Origin of the sequence: Paenibacillus hodogayensis (assembly GCF_039536325.1) — a bacterium.
GTDB lineage: Bacteria > Bacillota > Bacilli > Paenibacillales > NBRC-103111 > Paenibacillus_AB > Paenibacillus_AB hodogayensis.
Genome location: NZ_BAAAYO010000008.1, coordinates 463145 through 487704 on the forward strand (window position 1 = coordinate 463145; position 24560 = coordinate 487704).

Sequence of the window (24560 nt, forward strand, 5' to 3'; positions counted from 1 at the left end):
GAAGTCATTTCGATGCTGGCTATCGGTTTCAATCCACGCACTCCATACGGAGTGCGACGCCAAACAATGGTTTCATCATGCTGCAACCCGCGTTTCAATCCACGCACTCCATACGGAGTGCGACTTCAGTCACATAGACATGCATAATTCCATTAAGCGTTTCAATCCACGCACTCCATACGGAGTGCGACGACGCCCAACTCCCGTGGACGTGGTATTTTGATGTTTCAATCCACGCACTCCATACGGAGTGCGACAGCGAAAAATGGGAGATCAATACCCGAATTGCATCAATCGCAGTATATATCAGAGCGATCAATCGAAATTGAATATATTTAAAATCTTGACTTTTTTAATCTCTGCGTAAAAACGACACATTACGACAAATTTCGAGGTGCGAAAGAACCGGGATTTTTATGGGAGCTTCACATTCGCACCAGTAGCAAAACTACCGATATTCCCGAAATTTCTTGCCTTCAGACGATATTCCCTCATACGAAATAAGTCTAGTCGAGTTTATGCCTGCATGCAAGCATAATTACGTCATACTCAGGGATGCATTTCCTTTCCGCTGCTCAGACGTAATCTTTAGGCGCTGCAGTTCGCTCTTCGCCATCCACTTACCCGTACACTGCTTTCTATAACGCAAAAAAACCGTTTTTGGCCTATGAATGGCTCTAAACGGTCTTAAGTTTAAAAGCTAATGTTTCGTGGAAGGATCGCCGTTTTTCCGGCTCCCAGCTTCTACACCGGTTTAAAACGACGACAATACGCTTCCAGCTCGCGGATCGAAACGGAATGAAGCGTCAGGTTGTTCACGACGGATGAGGTCGAGCCTGGAAGCGCGGCAAATTTGGTCAAAAGCCGCTTTAGCCCCTGCTGGTCCGCAGCCAACCAGAACTGAATCCGCTCCACCTCCGGGTTCCCTTCCTTAGCCAAGGCCAGAAGCGTCTGCAAGCCGCGCAGAAACAACGATGTTCGCCGGTATCCTTTTCGCAAAAAAGCAATCTCGACCTGACAAATGTGCCGGTCCTCGTAATCGTTCGCTCCGGTGCCATAGACGAAACCGGCTGCGCCGACTATCTCGTACGGCTCCTCGGTGTATACGAGTAACGCCCTGCCCAGAAACAACGGGCTGCTGAAAAAGCTCATTTTCAACGAAAACGAATAGGGCAAGTTCAACTCGTCGTGATGCTGCAGCAAAAACCGCACATACGCCTCGTAGTCCATTTCCAATTCGCAGCTGCGAAACAAATACGTCATTAGTTCGAAGCCTGTGCTCTCAATGCGTCGTTCGTTTTAACGATTTTGCCGAACCCGCTGCCTTTTTTGGTATCTTTTAGTCCAAATCCGATTGGTGGGAACATGTGTACGCCTCCTCGTCCTGATTGAAAAATCATTTCCTGTATCCATATTATACCTTGTCGAATTTCCTGAGGATAGCTTTTATTTTGTTAAGTTTTACACAAAACACCGTCTCATTACCCAGCTTCCCTTCGCGGACGTAGCTGAATTCGGTAATTTTGGCATAGAGCCTGCACAATTTCGCGTTTTCCGACAGTGCCACAAAGCGGATTTCTTCCACCTCCGTCAGAGAAGCTGCGATCTCGGAGACCAGAAACCGCAGTCCTTGCAGAAACAGCCGCGTCCCCCGGTAAGCTTTATCCATAATGGCCAGGTCGACGAAAGCGACTTCCTTGTCTTCGAATTCCCGATCCGGGGTGCCGTGGTAAAAAGCGGTCGCGCCTACGACCCGGCCTTCGTCATCTTCGACCAGAATCGAATGCCCCTGGTTGATATACCCGTAGAGCAAGCCGACCGTATCCAAGGTCGTAAAGGAAGGATGCAGGTCATGCCGGCGGTCGAGAATAAATAAGCTGATTTTGGCAAAATCTTCGTCGGTGGAGCAGCGCTTGCATAACGTGGTCATAAACGATCCTCCTCTTGCTTTTGCACGCTCTGTTACGCCACGGCGTCCTACATGCGCTCGCGCAGCGTACGCTCCAAAGCCGACAACATATGCGGGTATTCCGAAGTCAGGCGATGGAACGTTTCCCTTCGAACGGACAGGAGCACCGAGGCGCCAAGCGCCCGCACCGTCGCGGTCCGCGGAATTCCTTTCAGCAGAGCGATCTCGCCGAAATGATCGCCGTCCTGCAGCACGGCCACCCGCTTCTCCCGTTCCCCGGGAATCTGCTTCGTAATCTCGAACTTGCCGCGAACGATGATGTAAAATTTATGCCCTTCTTCCCCTTCGCGTACGACTGCATCGCCTTCCTGGAACGTCTCGGTCGCGAGGAGCGAGGCGACATCCTGCAGCAGCGGCATCCCGATGCCCTGAAAAAACGGCAGCTTCGCCAGCCTTTCCACCTCCACCGAGGCGTACAGCCCGTCGCTGGACAAGCGGAATCCGTGCTGCTTTTCCCACAGGCTGAAATATAGCCCGTTCTGCCGCATAAGCTCCGGGTGGGTGCCCGTCTCGACGATCCGCCCCTCCTTGAATACGTAGATCGTATCCGCCTCGACGACCGAGGCCAGCCGGTGGGTGACCGAAACGATCGTTGCGCTCCCGCGAATACGTCCGATCAAATTGTTGATGTCCGCCTCCGTGGCCGGATCGAGAGCCGAGGTGACCTCGTCGAGCAGCAGCAGCTGAGGCTTGCGCAGCAGCGCCCGGGCGATCGCGAGGCGCTGTCGTTCTCCACCCGACAACGAACCCCCTTCGTGATGAATCCGCGTCTCGTACCCGGCAGGCCAGCCTGCAATGACGTCATGGATGTTGGCCAGCTTCGCCGCTTCCACCATATCCTCCTCGGTCGCATCGGGGCTACCGAGCAGCAGATTGTCGCGCACGGTGGCATTGAACAGAAACGTATCCTGGGCGACCAAGGTGGACTGCCGTCTCAGCGAAGCCTCGCTGACCGAACGCAGGTCGCAATCGCCGATCGCTACCACGCCTTCTCGCGGGTCGTAAAACCGCGACAACAGCTGCAAGGCGGTGCTTTTGCCCGAACCGCTTGGCCCGACAAACGCCACATACTTGCCCGCTCCGATCCGCAGGCTGACATCGCGCAGCTGATCGGCTTCTTCGTTATAGCCGAAGGTAACGCGGTCCATCCGGACCGGCGCCAAGGCGGCGGGCAGCTCTACCGGCTGCGCCGCCTCCGGCACGTCCGGCTCGGCTTCGAACATCTCCGCGACGCGGCGGAAGCTGACGCTCGAATCGATCAGATTCGGAATAAGGAACGACAAATTCGAAGCGGCTTGCCCGACGCCCATAACTAACGTAAAAAAAGCGATAAATCCGCCGACGCTCATCTGGTCAAGGAAGATCAGATAGCCGCCGAACCCGATCATCGTACCGTTCAGAATCAGCAGCGCGGTCAGCGGAAGCCGTTCCATCAGAGAATTCGTCATATGCAGCTTAAAGCCGAAGGAGAACAGCTCGGAAATATGCTTCTCCGCCCGCTCCCGAAACCTGGCTTGCTGGTGCAGCCCTTTAATCGTTTTATGTCCTTTGGCCATCTCGTCGATCATATTGGAAAATCGTTCCTGCTCTTCCTTGTAGCCGGCGTTCACCGTCTCCGCGCGATTCTGAAGCAGCTTCGGGCCAACGAACATCAGCACCGAGCCGGCAAGCACCGCAAGCGTGAGCTTCCATTCGATGGAGAAGAGCATCACCAGTCCGAGTACGACGCTCAGCGCCTCCTTGAGGAAGAGAGGCGAAGAAACGCGGACCACCCTTTCCATCGCCCCCATATCGGAGACGAAGCGGGTGACCAGATCGCCTACCCGGTATTTTTGGTAAAACGGCAGCGACTGCTTCTGCAGATGACCGAACAGCTCGGTTCTCAGCTTGCGGACGACCTTGCCGCTCAAGCTGCCCAACGAGTAATCCCCGCATGCGCTCGCCGCAATGTTCAACAGACCGCCGCAAAGCAATATCGCCAATATAATGGCAAACGCCTGAAAGTTTCTCGGCGTGAACGCTTCGTCCACCAAATATTTCAAGCTGAGCGGGGCTGCGACCGCATAAGCGACCTCTACCGCAATACTGAGCAAAAAAACGCCGCACAACAGCTTGTATGGAGCAAAATGGCGGAGCATGGTCCGTATAAATGTCAGTATAATCGCCGCCTCCCCGTCCCTTTAGCTTACCGCAGTTATCCCGGCCTGTAAACGATTCCCGGAGCCGGATTCGGCTGCATTATCGGCCAATAAGAGCCGGATTGGCGCCGTCCGTCAAACTCGGAAAAGCACAGGCAGCGATGCCTGTGCCGAACCCGGACAGCCGGACGAACATCCCGGGCAATTCCTCCGTCTTTATCGCGTCCCGGCACAGCCGCCGGTTTCTTACCGGCTTTCCGGGCCGCCGCCCGCCTGCCTGTCGCGCTGCTCCGCTGCGGCCGTAAACTTGCGGACGTCTGCGAGCAGCGACTGCTGCGTAAACGTTCCTTTTTGCAAAACGTCTTTGACATATCCTTTTAAAGTCAACAATTCTTTCGGCGTTACCGTCTTGGCCGTGACCACGATCACCGGAATGTCGCGCCACCGCTCCTCTTTTCTCAGCTCGGCCATGAACTGGAAGCCGTCCATCTCCGGCATCATCAGATCGAGCAAGATCAGCCCCGGGATATCCGTTTGCAGTCGGTCGAGTGCTAGCCGCCCGTTGCCGGCCTGCATCACCTTGTAGCCTTCCTTCTCCAGCATTCGCGCCGTCAGCTCGCTGGTCGCGGCATCGTCCTCGATCACGAGAACGGTATCGCCCGGACGCCGCGGCACGTACTTGTCCATCATCGCCAGAAGCTTGTCGCGCTGGATCGGCTTGTCAAGAAACGCCGACGCCCCCAGCGAGTAGCCGAGCTGCCTGTCGTTGGTCATCGACCAGATGACGACGGGAATGTCCGCAAGCTCCGGATCGCGCTTCAACACCGACAAGACGCTCCAGCCGTCCATGCTCGGCATGAGGATGTCCAGACAAATAAGCTTCGGACGAAGCTTGCGGGCCAGAGCCAGCCCCTCCTCCCCGCTTCCCGCGAAGGCGAGCGACCAGCCTTCCTTGGCCAAATACCGCTTCATCAGCTGTTTGTTGGAAGGCTCATCGTCGATCAGCAGCATACTGACCGGGCTGCCGTCCGCTTCCTCGTCCGTCTCCATGACGCGTGATTCCGACGAAGCCGCGGGCAGCCAACACGTGAACGCGCTTCCTTGCCCAAGCCCGCTCACCACGTCAATGCGCCCGCCCATGAAGCTGCTAAAGCTTTGGCTGATCGCGAGCCCCAGGCCGGTGCCGCCGTATTTGCGCGTAGTCGAGGCGTCCGCCTGCGTGAACGGCTGAAACAGCTTCTCCACCTGCTCCGGGGTCATGCCGATTCCCGTATCCTTCACCTGAAAGCAGTACCCGTTCACATCGTCCCTCGTCTGCCGGAATACACGGAGAGCGACATGGCCTTCCTTCGTAAACTTGCTCGCGTTGCTGAGCAAATTGAGCAAAATCTGGCGCAGCTTCGTAATATCCGTAACGATGACGCCGCTCTCGCACTGCGTCTCCAGCCGATTCCCGTTGCTTTCCACCAGAGGCTGCACCGTCGAGGAAACATCCTGAACGAGCTCGATTAGGTTACACGGCTCCAGGTGAAGCTCCATCTTGCCTGCCTCGATCTTGGAAATGTCCAGTATATCGTTGATCAAGGCGAGCAGATGCTTGCCGGCTTTACCGATTTTGCCCAGATCGTCCACAAAGACGGGTTCGCCCATGTCCTCGGCTTCTTCCATAAGCATCTCGCTGTAGCCGATGATCGCATTCAGCGGCGTCCTCAGTTCGTGACTCATATTGGCGAGAAACTGGCTTTTGACCTTGTTCGCCTGGATGGCTTCGTCATGCGCCTTCTCCAGCTGCGCGGTACGTTCCTTCACCATCTCCTCCAGATGCCCGTTCAGCTTCAGCAGTTCCTGGTTCATAACGTGAATCTCGTTCGTTTTAAGCTGAATTTCCGAATCCTTCTGCGACAACCGCCTGGAAGTGAAAATACCGAGCAGTGACAGCCCGAGCGTAAGCAAAGTACCCGCCGATATAAAATATGCAAGCCACTTCTGGTCGAGGATCATCCCGTCGGACAGCTCCGACTTGCCGCCAAGCTGAAAATCGGCAGCCATCATCCCCGTATAGTGCATGCCCGCGATCGCGGCTCCCATAATGAGGCCGCTGCCCAGCTTCTTCCATACTTCGCCGCCCTCGTCGTCCTTGCGGAAGTAGAAAGACAGCCACAAGGCGGCTATGGATGCAACCGCCGCGATGGCAATGGAGGCTCCAAAAAGAGCGGGATCGTATGTAATATCGACCTGCATGGCTGCCATGCCGACGTAGTGCATGGCCGATATGCCTGCGGCGAGCAGCAGACCGCCCCCTACAAGATGCCGACGGGACAAGCGGCCGCCGCCGACGACCTTCAGGGCGACGAACGAGGCGGCGATGGCGATGAGTACCGACAACGCCACAAGCCCTACATCGTATGCGATCGGAACCGGAAGCGAGAACGCCAGCATGCCGACAAAATGCATGGACCAGATGCCCATGCCCATGGCCGCAGCGCCGAATATAAGCCAGGAAAGCCGGTTTCTTCCGCTGGACGTGCCGATCCGGCCCGCCAAATCCAGTACCGTATAAGAAGCCGCGACGGCTACGACATACGAGAAAACGATGAGCAGAGAATCATACGAGCCATGAACGTGTTCCACTCCTAAACTCCTTCTTTCCCGATCCGGTATCGTTCCCTTGAAGCGTTATACCGCTGCGAGAAGGGACTTCTACACATTCTACATCGTTTGACAAAATCCCTTTGTCAAGCGCAAAAAAGCCTATAGTCGCTCGGGACCTCCGCCCTCCTTTGACCGTCATTGATCCGGGAAGATCGGCTATCCAGAATCGGGGTGCGGAATCAGACGGGTCAGCTGTTTGCCGCAATCCTGCACAATCCCGTCGTTGCGTCTCGTCCGTAGCCCGGCCTGCTCGGCCAGCTTCTTTACGGACGGCAAAGACGCCTCCAATTCCCGCTCGCCGAACGGTTATGGAAGCGTCTATGTTTGCTACTGCGAAAGCTCTTGCTCGACATGAGCGAGCGCGCTGATCATAGGGCTGATATAATCTTCCTCCGGATGCTCCGTACAATAGACGTGCGCCCCCAGAATCGCGCCGATAATCGCTCCCGCGTAGGACAGAACAGCCAGGTCGCGGCTATCCTTGCCTTGTCTCTCCGCAATGAGACCGGCAATCAAGCCGATAGTTTTGGACATTTCGCTCATATAGGCCGCGCTCAGCTCCGGGATGGTCATAATCAGCTCCATCCGCTCCCGGGTTTCCTGCTGCAAGTCGTCCGGGACGAGAGCCACGCCCTCCTGCATCGCTTGCCGGAAAGCCTGAATCGGGCTCACATGGGCCGGTTGTTTGCGGAACAGCTCGATCAGCATCGGATCGAATTCGTCCTCCAGCACGAGCGCCTCCTTCGTCGGGAAGTAACGGAACAAGGTGCTCGGCGATACCTCCGATGCTTCGGCAATCTGCTCGATCGTCGTCTCCGCGTAGCCTTGCTCGCGAAATAGCCGGACCGCCTGCCGCTGAACGGTGTTTCGCGTCTTGATTTTTTTCCGCTCGCGCAGTCCGATTTGGCGCTGCTCGTCTGCCATGGCGCTCACCTCCCGGTCGCTGGTCTTTGTCCTATCCAGTGTACCGTTTTTGCAAGCGTCAGGCAACGTCACAGCCCGATCTCATTAGCCGCTTCCTTCGTTGACGAAGCGGTGGCCTCGCGGGGCAAAAACCGCAAAGCCAGAACGATACCGAGCAAGGCGATCCCGCCGCACATCCAGAGCAGAACATCCATGCCGGATACGAATGCATGGCGCACCGTTTCAAGCAGCGGCTCCGATACAAGCTGCCGGGCGACCGCATAGCCGGCGGCCGCGCTTTGGCGGACCGTCTCCGCGGCCGAATCCGGCAAGCCGTCCAGGTCGAGACGGAGCCGGTAAACCGTATGAAGCGCCGATCCGAGCAGCGCGACGCCGAACGAGCCTCCAACCTGCCGCAGCGCCATGATTAAAGCGGAACCGACGGAGCTTCGTTCGGCGGAAAGCTCGCCAAGCGCGGCATCCATGGAGGTAGGCAGCGCCATGCCGAGTCCCAGGCCCGCTATCGTAATCCACAGCGCCGCGAAGCCGTAGCCGCTGTCCGTCCCGGTCGTCGCCCCCACAGCCAAACCGGCAGTAAGGAAAGCAAAGCCGATTCCCGTAATTCGGCCGGAGCTCAGACGGGCCATCATGCTTTGCGCCGTCCTCGCTCCGACGAGCACGCCCCCGATCAGCGGGAGCAGCCGCAAGCCCGTTCCAAGCGCATCGGCTCCTTGCACCGCCTGAAAATATTGCGGAATCGTAAACATCAGACCGAACATGGCAAACGTAACGAGCGTGGCGAGCACAGCTCCCCAGGTAAAGCGGGCCGAGCGAAACAGCGACAGGTCGATCAGCGGATGGGCGGTCCGCCGCTGCCAGACGACGAAAGCGGCGAGCAGCAGCAGTCCGGCGGCAACGGCGCCCCACGCGGTTCCATCCGACAATCCCCGCTCGCCAAGCCGGATAACGCCGTAAGTGAAGCTGGCCAGTCCGAGACTGGAAGTCGTCATCCCCGGCATGTCGAGACGCCGCCGCACGTCGCTTCGCGACTCTGGGAGCAGAAAGCCGACAGCAACCAGCGCTATAGCCACAAGGGGAAGATTAATCAAAAACACCGAGCCCCAAGCGTAATGCTTCAACAGCCAGCCGCCGAGGATCGGCCCGAGCGGGATGCCCAGCATGTTCGCCATCGACCACAGCATCATCGCCTTCGTTCGCTCCGCTCCTTGAAACAGAACCGGGAGAATCGACATGGACAACGGCATAATAAAAGCCGCGCCCAGCCCGAGAAAGCAGCGCATCGCGATCAACATCGACGGGGTATCGGCGAAGGCGCAGCCGGCGGATGCCGCTCCGAACAGCACCAGCGCGGCCAACAGCCATTTTTTGCGGCCGTAGTTGTCGCCGAGCATGCCGGCCGGCAGCAGCACGGCGGCGAGAACGAGATTGTACGCATCGACGATCCATTGCAGCGAGCTTGTCGAAGCGTTCAGCTCCGAAGCCAATGTCGGCAGCGCGACATTCAGGATTGTCATATCCAACGAAACGGCCAGCAGACCGAAGGTTAGTGCACCCAGCACCCACCATTTGCGCGCATGACTTGTGCGCATCATTCATCCTCCACCTTTCGCGGCCTTTAAAGACCGATATAGTGGAAGTATATTTAATTTGATAGTTACTGTCAAATAATATTTTATGTCATTTTTTAAAGGGACTAAAAAAACTCCGCTCGTGAGCGGAGTTTACCGTCTGTCCTCCCTGTATGTTACCTGCGCAACGCCGACCTCCCCGGCAACCCGTTTGCCGAAAAAAACGTCTCCCCACAGCCGATTAGACCGGCCAACGCTTTGACGTCGGTATGGGCGAACTTTCAGTTTTTTTCCCGGGGAGCCCACGACCGTCTTTCCCGTTTCATTCCATACTGCTACATCGACTGATTGTTGCGCACGACTTTGCTTGCGATCGCAGACACATCGCTGTAGGCGGTCCCGGTAATATCGACTCCGTCATTGTCGACCAGCATCAATTTGGCCGTATTGGCCGTATTCACCGCTACCACCTGCGCACACGAGGATGCATAAGTACGGGATACGCGGACCCCGGTTACGGCTCCATACTGCCCGACCCGTACCGCCGCCTTGCAATCGTGCGCCTCGGTGCCGTCGCATACGAGATTTGTCCCTTTCGCGGCCTCGACGACAAAGTCGAAGCCTTCGCCGATGTTGCCGTTCGCCGACATCCGGTCCCCCATGACGACTGCGGCGACCGCCCCGCGAAAGCCGTCCTTCCGGTCGCATACGAATTTGTTGAAGCTGACCGAGCCGCGCGCGCAGTTGGCCGACGTTCGCCGGATGACCTGCAGCGGATTGCCCCAATGGTCTTTGCCGTTCGCGTAATAAAATTTATTGCGGTCCACGTCGATATGGCGCGTCCCGCTTTCCCCCGTAATGTAAATCGCGTTGTTGACCAGATTGTAATGCTCGTTGTCGCGGTACGAGACGTCGGAGCTGTCCAGCGCGCGGAACACATAGCCGAATACGCCGTCGATCTGATTGCCGAAGATGCTGATCTTGTTCGGGCCGAGCTTATAGTCCGGCACTTTGCCCGCCGATTCCGGATTTTTGTAATGGACGACGCTGAACAGCGACTCTCCGCTGGAATACGGGTTGTCCACGTTATGGATCAGATTGCCCGTGGCGATTAGCGCTTCCTCTCTTCTTCCCGGATCGACTGACGTTCCGTTCGCGGGCACGTCGCGGTAAATACATTTGATATCGAGAATGTTCCAATGATGGTTGCGGATGACGTTATGGCTGAAGACTGTACGGGAGCCGTCGGTAAACAAATCGACGCAATCCCGGTATACATCCTCGAACAGATTGTTCGTAATGATATTGTCGTGGCGGCCGGAGGCGTTCGGGTTGGCCAGATCGTTCGTATCGCTGGACAGCTTGATCGCATCGCCCCACGGAATGACGGCAGCACCCGTCCGGGCGGCAGTCAGCACTGCCCGAGTGTTGCCTCCCGTAAAATAGCAGCCGCTAATATGCGTCCCCCGGCCGGTCGTAGCGAGAATCATATAGCTGGCGTCCCGCAGCTTGGAATGGCTGACGGACGCATGCGAGCCGGTAATCTCCAGACAGCATTCCTGGTGGCCGTTGCCTTTGAACTCGGCATGCACGATCTGCACATGGTCCGCTTCGACCAGCATGGACCTGCGGTTATCCGTGCGCAGCGAATCGTCCAGAACCGGCGAATGAACGACGCATCCCGGACTCGCGATCCGGATGCAGCCGGCCATCCCGCGGAATACCGCCTTGCGCCCGTTCAGCGCATGCGCGGTGTCGAGCGTCACATCGCCTTCGTATACGTACGTCATGTGCGGCGTTGCGCTCATCGTGTAGCCGGTTACCCGGAAGGCCGCCGTCATCCTCGCCGCATTGGCCGCAGCCGCGGACACGTCGTCACGGACGACTCCGAAATGCTCCAGCACCAGCTCGGTGCCGAGACGCTTCCAATACCATTCCGGCTTACCGGAACGGAACACCGAGCCGCCGTCGTCCGTGAACGTTCCTTGCTCCGCCGTCAGCAAGCCGTCGCCGATACCGGGCGTATCGGCATAATAGCCGGTCAAATAGAGCAGCTGTCCTTCGCACGCAGGCTCCGTCAATCGCAGCTCGTCCACGCTTGCCGCGCAAGCGATAGACGCTTCTCCGCATTCCGGCCCGCCCGTTCCTCCCGGTCCGTATACGTGTTGCAGTACCGTTTCGCCGTTCGCGGCTGCCGTGCCCAGACTCATCATTACACCGGCCATGCCGAGCGCCGCCAACAGTTGACGCCGGCTTACCGCCAGCTTGTTTGCCTGATCGTCCATTTCCCATTTCTCCTTCCTATAGGGCGGAATCCGCGATCCGAGCCGCGCGATTCCGCCCGACGCCCGAGCGAGCGCTACTGGTTTTTGCGCTTCTCGATTTCCTTGTTAATTGCTTCCTCCGCCTCTTTCAGTGCCGTATTGATGTCTTTGCCTCCTACGGCCGCTTCCCGGAATTTGTCGCGGATGATCGGGAAAGCCGCCGCATCGTACTTCGTAACCGCCTGCGGGGTCGCCGCCAGCTTGTTGAAAGTGAACGCCCCGGCGTTTCTCCCTTGCAGCACCTCGACGTCTTTACCGAATTGCTGGCGGATGTCGGCATTGTTCAGCGCAGATGGCCGTCCTTGTCTGACATTGTCCTTCTGCCCTTCCTCCGACAGCAGATGGGCGACGGCCAGGAACGCCTGATCCGGGTGCTTGCTCGTCTTGGAGACGCCGAGCAGCGGGGCGAACAGCTGAATCGTCGTTTTGGGCGCTTCGGGAAAAGACGGCAGCGCCACGACGTCCCAATTGAGACCGTTCTTTGTCGCGTCCGGCAAGCTGCCGAACATCGACGTGCCGGCGAACATGGCCAGCGTCTTGCTTTTCAGGAAAGCGTCGCCGCCTTTGCCCCACTCATTGCCGGGAATTTCGTAAAACCGCTTCAGCGTAGTGAAGATCGTCTTCCACGTCTCGGTGTTTACCGCCGCCTTCATCGTCTGGGCATTGACCATCGGGGCGGACAACTGGTTGTAGGGAAGCAAAATATTCGGCGCAAAATCAAACCCGATATACTGCACGCTCCCGTCCATCCGGGTTACCCGGCGAGCCAGATCCAGCGTCTCGTCCCAAGTCATGCCGTCCTTCGGATACGGTACGCCGAACTTGTCGAAGATGTCCCGGTTGTAATGCAAGGTGGCAATATTGACCGACGAGGGCAGCATCCAAAACTGGCCCGCCGGAAAGTTCGCTTGCACCGAGCCGAGGACGACCGGATCGAATCGATTTAAATCGAAGCCGTACTTCTTGATATACGGCATCAGGTCCGCCAGGATGCCCAGCTCCGCGTAGACGGGAATATCGCCGCTGCTGTCGCCGAATACAATGTCCGGCACGCTTCCCGAAGCGATCAGATCCTCCATCATCGAGCCTTTTCCTTTTTTGACCATCTCGATCTTCATATGCGGGTACTTCTTCTGCAATGGAGCGACGATCGCGTTCTGGAACAGCGGGTCTCCCATGCTGCTGTTGAATACCGTCAACGTGACCGGCTCGGTGCTGATTGCCGGCGGCTGAGGAGCAGCCGCTTCTCCGGCTGCAGCCGGTTCCTTCTCCTTCTGGGCGCACCCTGCCGCTAGCAGCGCGGTTGCGCATAGCATGCCGAACGCTTTGACGGGATACCGCTTCCTCCTTGCCGTTGCCGTTTTCCTCTCCCCTGCTGCTTTCCCTTTCCCGTTCATTGTCTGACCTCCTTGTGTCGTTGGCGGAGCGAATGACTCCCCCGGATCGCTTGCCCGTTTCGAACGTATCACGGCTGCGCCGGCGGGCGAAAGATTCACTTTTTGCTCCGGCGCACCGTTTTTGCGCGGCACAAAAAAAGCCTTTCCCGCAAAGGAAAAGGCTTGCAATCGCAATCTATAATTCCGCCGATTTGGCAGCTTGCGCCCGCTTGGACGCCGTCTGCTCGCGGAATTCGGTGGGGGTGAAGCCGGTCGATTTTTTGAAGATGCGGACAAAGCTGTTCAGATTCGTGTACCCGACTGCCCCGGCGATATCGAGCACTTTCAACCCGCTTTCCCCGAGCAGCGTCTTGGCTTTCTCCACGCGCAGTTGCAGCACGTAATCGATGAAGTTGCCGCCCGTATGCTCCTTGAAAATCCGGCTCAAATGGTAGACGCTTTGCTTGCATTCGTCGGCCAGCAGGCTGAGGGAGAGATCGCTTCTTGCGTAGTGGTTCCTTATAAAATCGAGCATCGTCTCCACGACTTCATGTCGCTCCCGGTTGCCGCGACGCTCCGCGATCCGCCGGACGGCCTCGTCGAGCAAGCCGCCGATGCAGCTTTCCACCTCGTCGACCGTCTCGCACTGGCGGAGCGCTTCGAACGGCTGAGCTTCCTCTGGCGTAGGGGAAATGCGAATGTCCATATCGTCCAGAGCCGCCATCACCCTCAGCATCAATTGGACGGCGAGCTGACGCACCATACCGGATGAGGCGCTCCATCCGGACAGCTCGGCAAACCAAGACTGCGCCTGCCCCCGCGTCTTGTCCCGATCCGCCGCCTTGACGGCCGCCACGACGCCCTCGGTTCGGGCGAGCAGCCGGTACAGGCCGCTGCCGTCCTCCCGCTGTACGTCTTCGTAGCGGATCACCGTATTGCTCCCCATCATCATTTTGCAATCGAGCGCTTGCGACGACTCGGAGAAAGAGCGGCGAATATCGCCGACCGTCCCGGCGACCGCACCGATTCCGATCGTCACCGTCCGCCCGAACCGATGCTCCGCCAGCTGCCGGATGCGTTCCGCCGCTTCGCAAGCCCGGGACATGCAATCCGGCAGCGGCTCGCCGAAGCTCATAATCGCCGCGGTTACTCCGTTGCCCGTTTCGACCGCGATGCCGAGCCCTCCGGCGTTCATCCGTTCCTCGGCCGCCTGACACAACGCAGAGCGATCCGCCTGATCGTCTTCGGGCAATACCGCTTGCGATTTCCGGTCGAATGTCAGGCTCATGACGACGAACGAAGCCGCATGAAGCCGGCAGCCGATCGCATCCAGAGCCAGGAGCGGATTCTCATGCTTGCGAGCTCCGCTCAGCATATCCATGGCGAGACGCCATTTTACCGCCGGCTTGTGCTCGTTCATCTGCCGGAGCATTCGGTCGCAGTCCTCGATCATACCCGATACCGCTTCCTCGATGCGGGCCAGCCCGTCGTCGGGCTCCTCGCCTTTGCCAGCCCAGGGGCGGCGCGCTTGAAGCAGCTTGGACATGTTGCCCACGAGCCGGTTGACCGGTTTCAGCGTCCAACGATTGGCCGCCATAGCCGCCAAGCTCGCGAGGACGACCAACACGATGCAGACCGAAAGCAGCGCGTTGCGGAGATGCAGCAAACCTTCGTTGAGCAGCAGCTCCGGTACGGCGCTGACGAACGTCCAGCCGGTGTAAGGGGACGTGTAGTAAAATATGTTGCTTCCGGCGCCGTCGATCGTTCTCCGGATCATCCCGGACTTGCTGTCGGACGGCACCGCCGCGATAGCGGGATCGCTTTGCCCGCTGCCGGCGAGCAGCCCCTTGTCGGCATGGCTTACGATCAAACCGTCGGCATTCACGATCGAGATCGACCCGGAGTTGGCGGATGCCGCTTCCCGAATCAGATCGTAAAGCGCTCTTTCCTGGAGATGTACGGCAATCGCGCCCTTGCGGTAACCGTCCGCATGAACGATCGGATACGAGCGGACGAGCGTAATGACATGGCTGCCGATCCGGCCGGACAGCCCGACCGGGAGCAGTCGAGGCTCCAGCCAAGAAGCGAAGGCGGGAGAGCGCTCGAAATCCCGTACCCAGCCGTAACCGTCCGGCAGTTCACCTGCCGCGTTCCGACTGCTGCCGGAGGAAAGCCTGCGCTTGGCATAGGAATATAGCTCGACCGACTGCAAGCGGGAGCTGCTGCCAAGCATGCCGTTCAGTCTCGGAGCAAGCCGGTCTTGCAAAAAAGCGGAATACTCCGCCGAAGAAGCGAAATCGCGCTCCATGAACTCCCATGCCTCCTTGGAGCGGAGCACCCCGATCGCCTCGTCGTCGATCGCGCGCAGCACGAGCGTTACTTTGCTGTCGACTTCCCGCAGGAGCGCCATATGGGCGCTTTGCACCTCGCGGTCCATATGGTCGTCGATAAGCCGGTACGAAACGGCGGCCGTCGCCGCTACGCCCAAGCCGAGCAGCAAGGAAAACACGAGCCATGCGCGCCATCGATAGTCGATCAAGTATCGTAGCATCCTGTCACTCCCTCTGTCCGAAGTCGGCGAATGCGGCGGAGGAACAGCCGCGCTAGCAGGGTTGCTCCCAAAAACTCTTGAGTTATGGTGCTCGGGCGCTGCGAAGGCTTCCCGTCAAGGCCGTAGAAGGCCCTTCGTCCGCTCGAAGCCGTCCCTATTGCGCTCGTACCACTGCTGCGCCAGACGGTCGACTTGTTCGCCGCCGGCATCGCGCCACTCGCGGCGCATCTGCTCAAGCGCTTCCCCCGGCGTCAGCTCGCCGGTCACAATCGCTGCGGTGCGAATGTCCGAAAGCCTCGGCCCGACTGCTCCGAACGCATCGCCGATGGCGGCCATATTGGGCGAATACGGAATGTCGCGGCGAAACGGATAACGCAGCGCGGTTTCCAGCGATTGCGCAAGCAGCCCCGCCCAGCGCCGGGATACCGCATCCGGAGCGGCTCCGGCAATCAGCCCTTCCGGCCGGAACGACGCCGCGCTGTCGCGCACGATCGCATATTCGCCGGCATAAGCGGCCTCCCGCCTGAACTTGTCGGCGTCAATCGTTTGCGGCACTCCGTCGACGAGCCGGTAATGCTCGTTCTCGAACCCGTGCAGCAGCGTAAACCAGCCCTTCTCCATCATCCAATCGAGATAGCGGACCGCCGCCTCCGGATCGCTCGCGTGCTTGTTCAGAGCGACATAGATGAACGCCGGCGTCTCCTGGTACATGCCCATATGGCCGTACTTCGTCGCGAACGGCTCCAGCGGAACGGGATCGGCCTCCGGCACATGCCCGAGCAGTTCCAGCATGCTGGAGGAGACGGCTGGACCGTAATTGCCGATCAGCACCCCGGTCCTGCCCTCGGTCCAGGCCGTCATGGAACGCTGCATATCGGTATCCGTCAAATACTCCCGGTCGATATACCCGTTCGCGTACAGCTTCCGCTCGAACGCCAGCTCGTCGACTACCCGATCGACGAAGCGGGCGTTCGTCATCGTTCCGTTCTCCACATACCATTGCGTCGGATGTGTCGCGTACAGCGCCTGGAACACGTGGGCATAGTGCGCATATAACGACAAGACGGGAGCCTCCGCCGGACCGGCCAGCCCGCTGTCCCGAAATGCCTGAAGCACGGCAAAAAACTCCTCTTCCGTCGAAGGCGCTTTCATTCCTACGCGCTCCAGCCAATCCCGGCGAATCCATAAGCCGCCGTTGGCCATGGCATCGGGCGTGCGCCGCGTCGTAATCGCGTACAGCCGGCCGTCGAACGTCATATACGGCGCCAAGTCCGGATTATTGGCGATGTAGCTTTTAACGACGGTGCTGTACTTGTCTATGTATTCGTCCAACGGCTGAACGACTCCCTGGGCGACGAGCGTCCCGATGTAGTTGCGGTCGTACTCCCAGATCAGATCGGGAGCGGCTCCGGCCGCAATGAGCCTGTTCAGCTTCTCGCCGGCCTGGTTGCGCGGCACCGGTACGATTTTCAAGCCGATGCCGGACTGCTCCTCGATCCATTTCGTCCAGCGGTTATGCTCGTAGCTGCCTTCGCTCTCGGACACTTCGCCCCGGTCCAGCATCGCGACGCTGACCTGCGGGAACCGGACAGGCGGCCGTTCGACCCCGGGCGAGAACAGCCCGCATGCGGATAAGAGCAGCAGCGGGCAAAGCAGCGCGAGAACGGCGGTGCAGGCAGCTCTACCGGGAAGCCGCATCGGTTTCTCCTTCATCGGTCCGCCCCCCTGCAAGTACAGTCGTAGTATGCCGCCTGCGCGGTCGTCAGTCCGCTCAGTCTTCCCTCCGGGCCGTCGATTGACGCAGCACGAGGCGCGTCGGCAGCAGCACCTTTTTGCGTTCCTGCAGCGGGTTGCTCATCACGGATAAGAGCAGCTTTGCCGCTTCCGTCCCTATCTCGTGCTCCTGCTGCACAACGCATGTCGGCGGGACGCGCGAAAACGCGGAAAATTCGTAGTCGTCAAAAATGATCACGGAAAGCTGCTCGGGCACCCGAATGCCCAACTCTTCGGCCGCGCCCAATACGGCCAGACCGCTCGCCACCGTGGCCGCGAATACCGCAGTGACCGATCTGTTGCGTTCCAGAAACGAACGAACGACCGTCTTCGTCTCCGGCGTCGCCCCGTCCTGCTCCCGGCCGGCCATCAGCTCGTATAGGCAGCGCTGGTAATCGATCGGAATCTGATGCTTCATCAGCGCCCGTTCGTACCCGTTCAGCCGATCCTCCAAGCTGGTCGTCGTCTTCCCGTGGACCGATACGTAGGCTATCTCCGAATGGCCTTGCTCGATCAAATACGTAACCGCCTCATAAGCTCCACCGGCATGGTCGGAGCATACGCAGTTCGTCTCCACGCCGCGCAAATAACGGTCGATCACGACGACCGGAAATTTATTGAGCGAAAGCCGCAGCAGCTCTTCGCTGTACGACTCGCCGTCGACCGGAAAAATGAGGATGCCCTTGATGCCCATCCTTACGCACTCCTGCAAAATGCCCCGCTCGCGCTCCCGGTTGTTCAGCGAAGAGCGGTACACGATCTGGTAGCCTCGCTCGGACAGCTGTTCCTCGGCTCCGGCCATGATGCGCGCGGTCAACGAGCCGCTGACAGAGGGGGCGATGAACATGACGAGCTTAAGGAGTGGAGCGCCGGGCTGCTCCTCTTCCCCCGGGACATCCCGCTGCTCGGTAACCGCCGGGGCGATAAATGTACCTTTGCCTTGGACACGGTAGACAAGCCCTTCCTCGACAAGTTCGGAAAGCGCTTTCTTTATCGTAAACCGGCTCACCTCGAATTGATCGGCCAGCACCGCCTCTGTGGGCAGCTGATCGTTGGCCCGCCACTGGTCCCGTTGAATTTGTTCGAGAATGTAGCTGCGAATCTGGGAATAAAGAGGAATGCGTTTCGCTTCATGCTTCACTGCCGCTTGAGCCTCCGTTCTGAATAACGCCTGTGCGACCAGTGTATCATATAGAAATACCAATATACAACTTATTTCTGCCCTTTCCCCTTTAAAAAGGATTTCAGAAACAGGTGAACGGGAAGCGGGTTTCGTCCAAATCTCGGCCATATTAGGCTTCCGAGCAGCACAACAGGTCTATCCGATTAAAATAAAGCAATGCCCTCTCCTTTGATATATTTATATATTGACATAAAAATAACTACATTCATTACATTAATTAAATATTTAGCAATCTAACATATAAGACGGAAATGCAGAAGCAAGACGGGGAGCCGACAGCGCCCGGGTGAACCAACAAGCGCACATGCGTCGGCTTGCCCGGTCGTCCGTCACCTTTGTGCGCCATTGACCGCAAACCTGCAACGCCTAACCGCGCGCAGGATCTTCGTGCGGCGGTCAGCGCGGCACAAAAAAATGGCTTTCCAGTTCTTCCGCCGGCAAAGGGTGGCTGAAGTAGTAGCCCTGAATGTCCCGGCAATCGTTATGCATCAGAATGTCCAGCTGCTCCTTCGTTTCGATGCCCTCGGCGATCACAAGCATATTCAAATGTTGGGCAAGCGTAATGATCGTGGCTACGATGGCTTTGTCGTTGTCGTTTTGGGCGATATCCTTCACGAAGGAACGGTCGATCTTGATTTTATCGATCGGAAAATGCTTCAAGTAGCTGAGCGAGCTGTAGCCCGTCCCGAAATCGTCCAGGCTGATCCGCACGCCCAAAGCGTTCAAATCCTTCAAAATTTCCACCGACACAGCAGCATTCACCATCATGCTCTCGGTAATTTCCAGTTCCAAATATTGCGGCGGCAGCCCCGTCTCCTCCAAAATGGCGCGGATGTAGGAAACAAGCTGGGGCTGGTGAAATTGCTGGGAAGACAGGTTGACGGCTACCGGGATTAGCGGCCCCCCGTTGTCATGCCAGCTTTTCATTTGGCGGCACGCTTCGCGCAGCACCCAAGTGCCGATCTCGTAGATCAGTCCCGCTTCCTCGGCAATCGGCAGGAATACGGCCGGGGGCAAAATACCCTTCGTGGGATGATTCCAGCGAATGAGCGCCTCGACGCCGGTCATCGTCCGGGAAGGAGCGTCCATCTGCGGCTGGTAATACAAAATCAGCTCGTTGGCAGCGATGGCCGTACGCAAGCGCGCTTCCAGCTCCAGCTTTTCCTGAAGCTTCTCATGCAGCTTTTTGGAATAAAAACCGAAATCGCTTTTGCCGCTTTTTTTGATCTCGTACATAGCCGCGTCGGCGTTTTTCAGCAGTTGTACCGCATCTTCCCCATCGGTCGGATAGGAGGCGATGCCCATGCTCGCCGTCACATAAAAATTTTGCTCCTTTAAACGGAACGGCTGCTCGATCACCTTCGTGATGCGTTTCGCCGCCTCCGTCATCCGCTCGTCGTCCATACCGTCGAACAGCAGCGTGAACTCGTCGCCCCCCATCCGGGCCAGTAAAGCGTCGCTTCCGGTCAGATGATCTTGCAGCCGTCTCGCCATTTCTTGCAAAAACATATCTCCGTATGTATGCCCAAGCGAATCGTTAATATGCTTGAAACGGTCAACATCGATCAGCATGACCGAGAAACGGGCGCTCCTGCTGCGGGCTTCTTCGATTTTGGCGGAAATATCCAGATTAAACCGTCTGCGGTTCGGCAATCCGGTCAAGGCATCATGATACGCCATATGCCTCATCTCCCGCTCTACCTGCTTGCGGGCAGTAATATTGCGGGCGACGGTCAGCACGGCCGGCTCCCCGTCATACGTGATGGCGCGGCTCATCACTTCGACGTCGAACGAATCCCCCTGGTAGTTGATCATCGTAATTTCCGCAAGCTCGGCCCTCAAGCCCGTCTCCAACGTATAGCTAATGCGCGACATAACCAGATCGCGGTGTTCCGGCGCCACGAAACGGAGGATCGGCTCGCCGATCAGCTGCTCCTGCCGCCCTCCCAGCGTATCCTCGCCGACATTGTTCACGAAGACGATCCGCATCCCCTTGAAAATGACGATAATGTCGACGTAAACGTCGATGAGCTGGTGGTATCTCGTCACGATTTCTCGCGCCGCCACGCGCTGCTGAACCGCCTCCGTCTGATCGCGTATGAAGATATGCCGCCCTCCGCGGACGTCTCCTTCGCGATCCTCGAGCAACCGGACTTCCCAGACAAGCGTCGCCCCTTTGTCGTCGTACACGTTCAGCGGAATTCCGGGCGAGATCAGCTCCGAATTGTCCCACTGGCTGCAGCATTGCTCCCATAGCGCGGCATGCTCGCCTTCCAGCAGGCTGGCGAACGTTTCCCCAATATGCAATCTGGAAAGCGAGCGCTTCCGGGCCTCTCTTGCTTTTCCGTTCATCCCGGTAATCGATCCGCTCCCGTCGATCGTCACAATCGCCTCCGGATACCCCTCATAACCGGCCAGAAACGTATCCCGCCGTTTCCCCATGAAACCCTCTCCCTGCTTATGCGCATTCAGCCTTCTGCCGTTGCCACACGTTCCGATGCAGCTACCTAAGTATATATATACCATTAAAGCCTTTTTTGAAATAGGACTTAACGGCAAAATCTCGCAATCTGGTCCCATTGTATACTATATAATGGAAATAGTCGATAAATATAGAAAATCAAAAACACCGTATCCGTTCCAGACTGGAAGCCCGGCCGAACGGAATCCCGGCTTCGGCACCTGTACCGGCACAGACCGTCCCAGCGGGCTCTTGGATCATAAGCCGGACGGGCAAAAAGCCCCCGCCGCCTAAGCCTGAGCGGACGGGGACTTCTCGACGATTATGTACGGAACGCCTTCCACAGCTTGATCAGATGCAGCGTATTGCCCGGATCGACCTTCAAGTCGAGCACCATCTGCACGATTTGCTTTGCCAGGCTTTCCGAAACCGGCTCGTGGAGCGCCTTCGTCATTTTGCCAAGCAGCGCGCGAACTTTGGCCCGATCTTGCAGGTCCGCCTTGGTCACGTTCTCGAGTATCGCCTTCACCTGGTTTTTCGTGTCGGGATGCTTCAACTTCTTTTTGATGCGCTCTACCAGCTCGCGCGGAATTCCGTACCGCTCATAGTTCAACACCGCACACCTCCCAAGGTCGTCTCTTTCCATTGTATGCGGGGGGTGGCGGCGTTTTGCCCATGATCGCAATCGTTTTGAAGCTCCAAGACATCTTAATCCAACTGTTCTCCGTCCAAAATCTGCTCCCTCTGCAAAAATTCGCGCAGCGGCAGCATGTCCGCCGATGTCCAGAAGCCGGGATCGGCCACAAGGTCGGCCGAGTCGTCCCGGGCTTGCTCCATCGTCTCGAAATCGCTCATCAGATCGGCCAGCTTGAACTCCGGCAGCCCGCTCTGCTTCGTGCCGAAAAAGTCCCCGGGGCCGCGCAGCTCGAGATCGCGGCGGGCGATCTCGAAGCCGTCGTTCGTCTCCGTCATGACGCGGAGACGCTCCTTCGCCGTCTCGTTTTTCGGGTCCGCGATCAAGATACAGAACGACTGGTGCTCGCCCCGGCCTACCCGGCCGCGAAGCTGATGCAGCTGGGACAGTCCGAACCGAATAGCGTCATAGATGACCATAACGGTCGCATTCGGCACGTCGACGCCAACCTCGATAACGGTCGTGGAGACGAGCACCTGCACCCGTTTTTCCTTGAACTCGTTCATCACCGCATCCTTCTCCTGCGTCGGCATCCGGCCGTGGAGCAGCCCGACGCGAAAATCCGGAAATGCGTGCGACATTTGCACATGCACATCGATCGCGTTTTGCACATCGAGCTTCTCCGACTCTTCGATCAGCGGGCAAATGACATACGCCTGACGGCCTTCCAACACCTCGCGGCGGATAAAGGCGATCACGCGGTCCAGCTTGTCGTGACCGAGAGCGTACGTCTTGATCGGCTTGCGCCCTTGCGGCAGCTCGCGCAGCGTCGAGACGTCCAGATCGCCGAACGCCGTAATGGCGAGCGTCCGCGGAATCGGCGTCGCCGTCATCGTCAGCACGTCCGGGTTCATCCCTTTGCGCCGCAGCACGCTGCGCTGGTTCACCCCGAAGCGATGCTGCTCGTCGGTCACGACCAGCCCCAGCTTGCGGAACAGCACATCGTCCTGAATGAGCGCATGAGTGCCGACAACGACGTCGATCAGTCCCATATGCAGGGCAGCGAGCGTTTCCCGACGCTGGCGGTCGGTCGCGCTGCCCGTCAGCAGGCCGACCTGCACGCCGTAAGGCTCGAACAGCTTGTCGAGCGATTTCTTGTGCTGCTCGGCCAATATTTCCGTCGGCACCATGAGCGCCCCCTGGCAGCCGGCGCGGACCGTAGCGAACAGGGCGGCGGCCGCCACCACCGTCTTGCCCGCGCCCACATCTCCTTGAAGCAGCCGATTCATGCAATAAGGCTGCTTCAGATCGTGCAAAATTTCGCCGATGACCTTCTTCTGCGAATCGGTCAGCTTGAAAGGCAAGCCGCGCACGAATTGGCGGACGACCTCATTGTCGAACTCATGGGCGACTCCGTCCGCCCTTTTCCGCTGGAGCGCCCGGAACGCATGCATCTTCAATTGGAAAAAAAACAGCTCCTCGTAGACGAGCCGTCTGCGAGCCTGTTTCCCTTCCGCCGCGTCGTCGGGATGATGAATCCGATATACGGCCTGCTTGCGCGGCATGAATCCGTATTTGTCGACAATCGGGACCGGCAGCACCTCCGTGACGAGCGCCCCGAACTGAACGATTCCCTGCTGGATCGTTTTGCGCATCCACTTCTGCGTCAGTGCAGCCGTGATCGAATAAACAGGCTGCAGCGTGCCCGTCTGAGACGAGCTCCCTCCCGGAAGCTCCGTCTCGGATACGATCAGCTGCAGCCTGCGGCCGTCCCATTTCCCCGTCAACACGATGTCCTGCCCGGGATGCAGCCTGTCCTTCAGAAAATGCCGGTTGAACATGACCGCCGAGATGAACAGCGGGTCGATATATACTTTGCAGGTCATCCGCGACTTGCTGCGGCCGTACATTTGCAATACCGGTTCGCTGTATATTTTGCCCTGAACGGTCACTTTCTCCCCGTCCTTCACGGCAGCCAAATCGCGTATGTGATAATCCTCGTAACGGAACGGATAATATTCGATCAGGTCCGCAACCGTACCGATGGAGAGCGCCTCCAGCTCCTTCGCCTTGGCCGGAGTGACGCCCTTGACGGCGCGGACCGGATACGCATGCAGATCGTTATTCATAGTGCGGTCTGGCGAACGCGGCTACCGTGCCCGGTCCGGCATGCGTGCCGACGACCGGACCGACGTCCGTATACGTCAGCTCCGCAATATTGAAATGCTCCTGCAGCAGGCGGCTGAACTCCGCCCCCGCCTCCGGTGCGCCCGCATGCGCAACGGTCAGATCGATCGGCCGGTCGCCGAAATCGGCCTTGAGCAAATCGACGATGCGGGCCATCGCCTTCTTGGTTCCGCGCACCTTGTCCACCGACGATACTTCGCCTTGGCCGTCGATCGTCAAAATCGGCTTGATGTTCAGCAGCGAGCCGAACAACGCCGCCGCTTTGCCGATCCGTCCGCCCTTCTGCAAATATTCGAGCGTGCCGACAAGAAAATAAATGCGCATATCCTGACGAAGCCGATCTACAAGCTCCAGCACTTCGGGCACGCTTTTTCCCGCTGCGGCAGCTTTGGCTGCCTCTACCACAAGCAGGCCGATGCCGTACGACGCCGACTTGGAATCGACGACCGCGAGTCTGTCGTCCGCCTCCAGCAGCGTCTTGGCAAGCAGCGCCGACTGGTACGTTCCGCTCATCGCCGAGGAAAGATGGATCGAAATAATGGCCGTATCCGGCTCCTGGGAGAGCTTCTTGTATATGTCCAGAAAGTCTGCCGGAGATGGCTGCGACGTCGTCGGCAGCGCCGATGCGGTCGGCAGCTTCTCGTAAAACTGCGAAGGCTGGATCGTCACGGCGTCATAAAACGTTTCCGTGCCGAAATGAACTTTCAGCGGCACCATCTCGATGCCGTATTGTTTCCGGAGCGGCTCCGGAATATCGGACGTGCTGTCCGTCACCACGCGGATTTTCCCCATTGGCGTCCCTCATTTCCACCGAAATTCC

At 58.2% G+C, this 24560-nt stretch carries 15 protein-coding genes; all 15 read right to left on the minus strand.

The annotated features are described in order from the left end of the window. Window positions 1-744 precede the first annotated feature (744 nt). The 15 genes from ABD796_RS17840 to ABD796_RS17910 all read right to left on the minus strand — a co-directional run bounded on the left by ABD796_RS17840 (window position 745) and on the right by ABD796_RS17910 (window position 24532). Window positions 745-1263, minus strand: a complete 519-nt coding sequence (locus tag ABD796_RS17840) for a hypothetical protein (RefSeq protein WP_344909982.1) — start codon at window positions 1261-1263, stop codon at window positions 745-747. Window positions 1264-1414: 151 nt separating this feature from the next. Next, window positions 1415-1930, minus strand: coding sequence for a hypothetical protein (locus tag ABD796_RS17845; protein WP_344909984.1), 516 nt, complete (start codon window positions 1928-1930; stop codon window positions 1415-1417). Between the two features lie 47 nt (window positions 1931-1977). Next, a complete protein-coding gene (locus ABD796_RS17850; protein WP_344909986.1) occupies window positions 1978-4062 on the minus strand; it encodes an ABC transporter transmembrane domain-containing protein in 2085 nt (694 codons plus the stop codon). 291 nt (window positions 4063-4353) lie between these two features. Then, the gene (locus ABD796_RS17855) at window positions 4354-6738 is read right to left on the minus strand and encodes an MHYT domain-containing protein (protein WP_344909988.1); all 2385 of its coding nucleotides are present in this window, start codon (window positions 6736-6738) and stop codon (window positions 4354-4356) included. A 348-nt stretch (window positions 6739-7086) separates the two neighbouring features. Further along, window positions 7087-7683, minus strand: coding sequence for a TetR/AcrR family transcriptional regulator (locus ABD796_RS17860; protein ID WP_344909990.1), 597 nt, complete (start codon window positions 7681-7683; stop codon window positions 7087-7089). A gap of 68 nt (window positions 7684-7751) precedes the next feature. Further along, window positions 7752-9275: an MFS transporter gene (locus ABD796_RS17865; protein WP_344909992.1), complete on the minus strand. Its 1524-nt coding sequence runs from the start codon at window positions 9273-9275 to the stop codon at window positions 7752-7754. A gap of 311 nt (window positions 9276-9586) precedes the next feature. Continuing rightward, window positions 9587-11536, minus strand: coding sequence for a hypothetical protein (locus ABD796_RS17870; protein ID WP_344909994.1), 1950 nt, complete (start codon window positions 11534-11536; stop codon window positions 9587-9589). A 74-nt stretch (window positions 11537-11610) separates the two neighbouring features. After that, window positions 11611-12972 (minus strand): ABC transporter substrate-binding protein, encoded by a 1362-nt coding sequence (locus tag ABD796_RS17875; RefSeq protein ID WP_344909996.1) that lies wholly within the window; start codon window positions 12970-12972, stop codon window positions 11611-11613. A gap of 175 nt (window positions 12973-13147) precedes the next feature. Further along, the gene (locus tag ABD796_RS17880) at window positions 13148-15490 is read right to left on the minus strand and encodes a helix-turn-helix domain-containing protein (RefSeq protein WP_344909999.1); all 2343 of its coding nucleotides are present in this window, start codon (window positions 15488-15490) and stop codon (window positions 13148-13150) included. Between the two features lie 126 nt (window positions 15491-15616). Next, entirely contained in the window at window positions 15617-17215 is a 1599-nt protein-coding gene (locus ABD796_RS17885) for an extracellular solute-binding protein (protein ID WP_344910001.1), read from the minus strand. 58 nt (window positions 17216-17273) lie between these two features. After that, window positions 17274-18416: a GntR family transcriptional regulator gene (locus ABD796_RS17890; RefSeq protein WP_344910003.1), complete on the minus strand. Its 1143-nt coding sequence runs from the start codon at window positions 18414-18416 to the stop codon at window positions 17274-17276. A gap of 438 nt (window positions 18417-18854) precedes the next feature. Beyond that, window positions 18855-20900: a putative bifunctional diguanylate cyclase/phosphodiesterase gene (locus tag ABD796_RS17895; RefSeq protein WP_344910006.1), complete on the minus strand. Its 2046-nt coding sequence runs from the start codon at window positions 20898-20900 to the stop codon at window positions 18855-18857. Window positions 20901-21241: 341 nt separating this feature from the next. Beyond that, window positions 21242-21535 (minus strand): stage VI sporulation protein F, encoded by a 294-nt coding sequence (locus tag ABD796_RS17900; protein WP_379115935.1) that lies wholly within the window; start codon window positions 21533-21535, stop codon window positions 21242-21244. A gap of 92 nt (window positions 21536-21627) precedes the next feature. Then, complete coding sequence (recG, locus tag ABD796_RS17905; RefSeq protein ID WP_344910011.1) at window positions 21628-23682, minus strand: ATP-dependent DNA helicase RecG; 2055 nt, start codon at window positions 23680-23682, stop codon at window positions 21628-21630. Next, the gene (locus tag ABD796_RS17910) at window positions 23675-24532 is read right to left on the minus strand and encodes a DegV family protein (protein WP_344910013.1); all 858 of its coding nucleotides are present in this window, start codon (window positions 24530-24532) and stop codon (window positions 23675-23677) included. The genes recG and ABD796_RS17910 overlap by 8 nt, the downstream gene beginning before the upstream one ends. Between the last annotated feature and the right edge of the window lie 28 nt (window positions 24533-24560).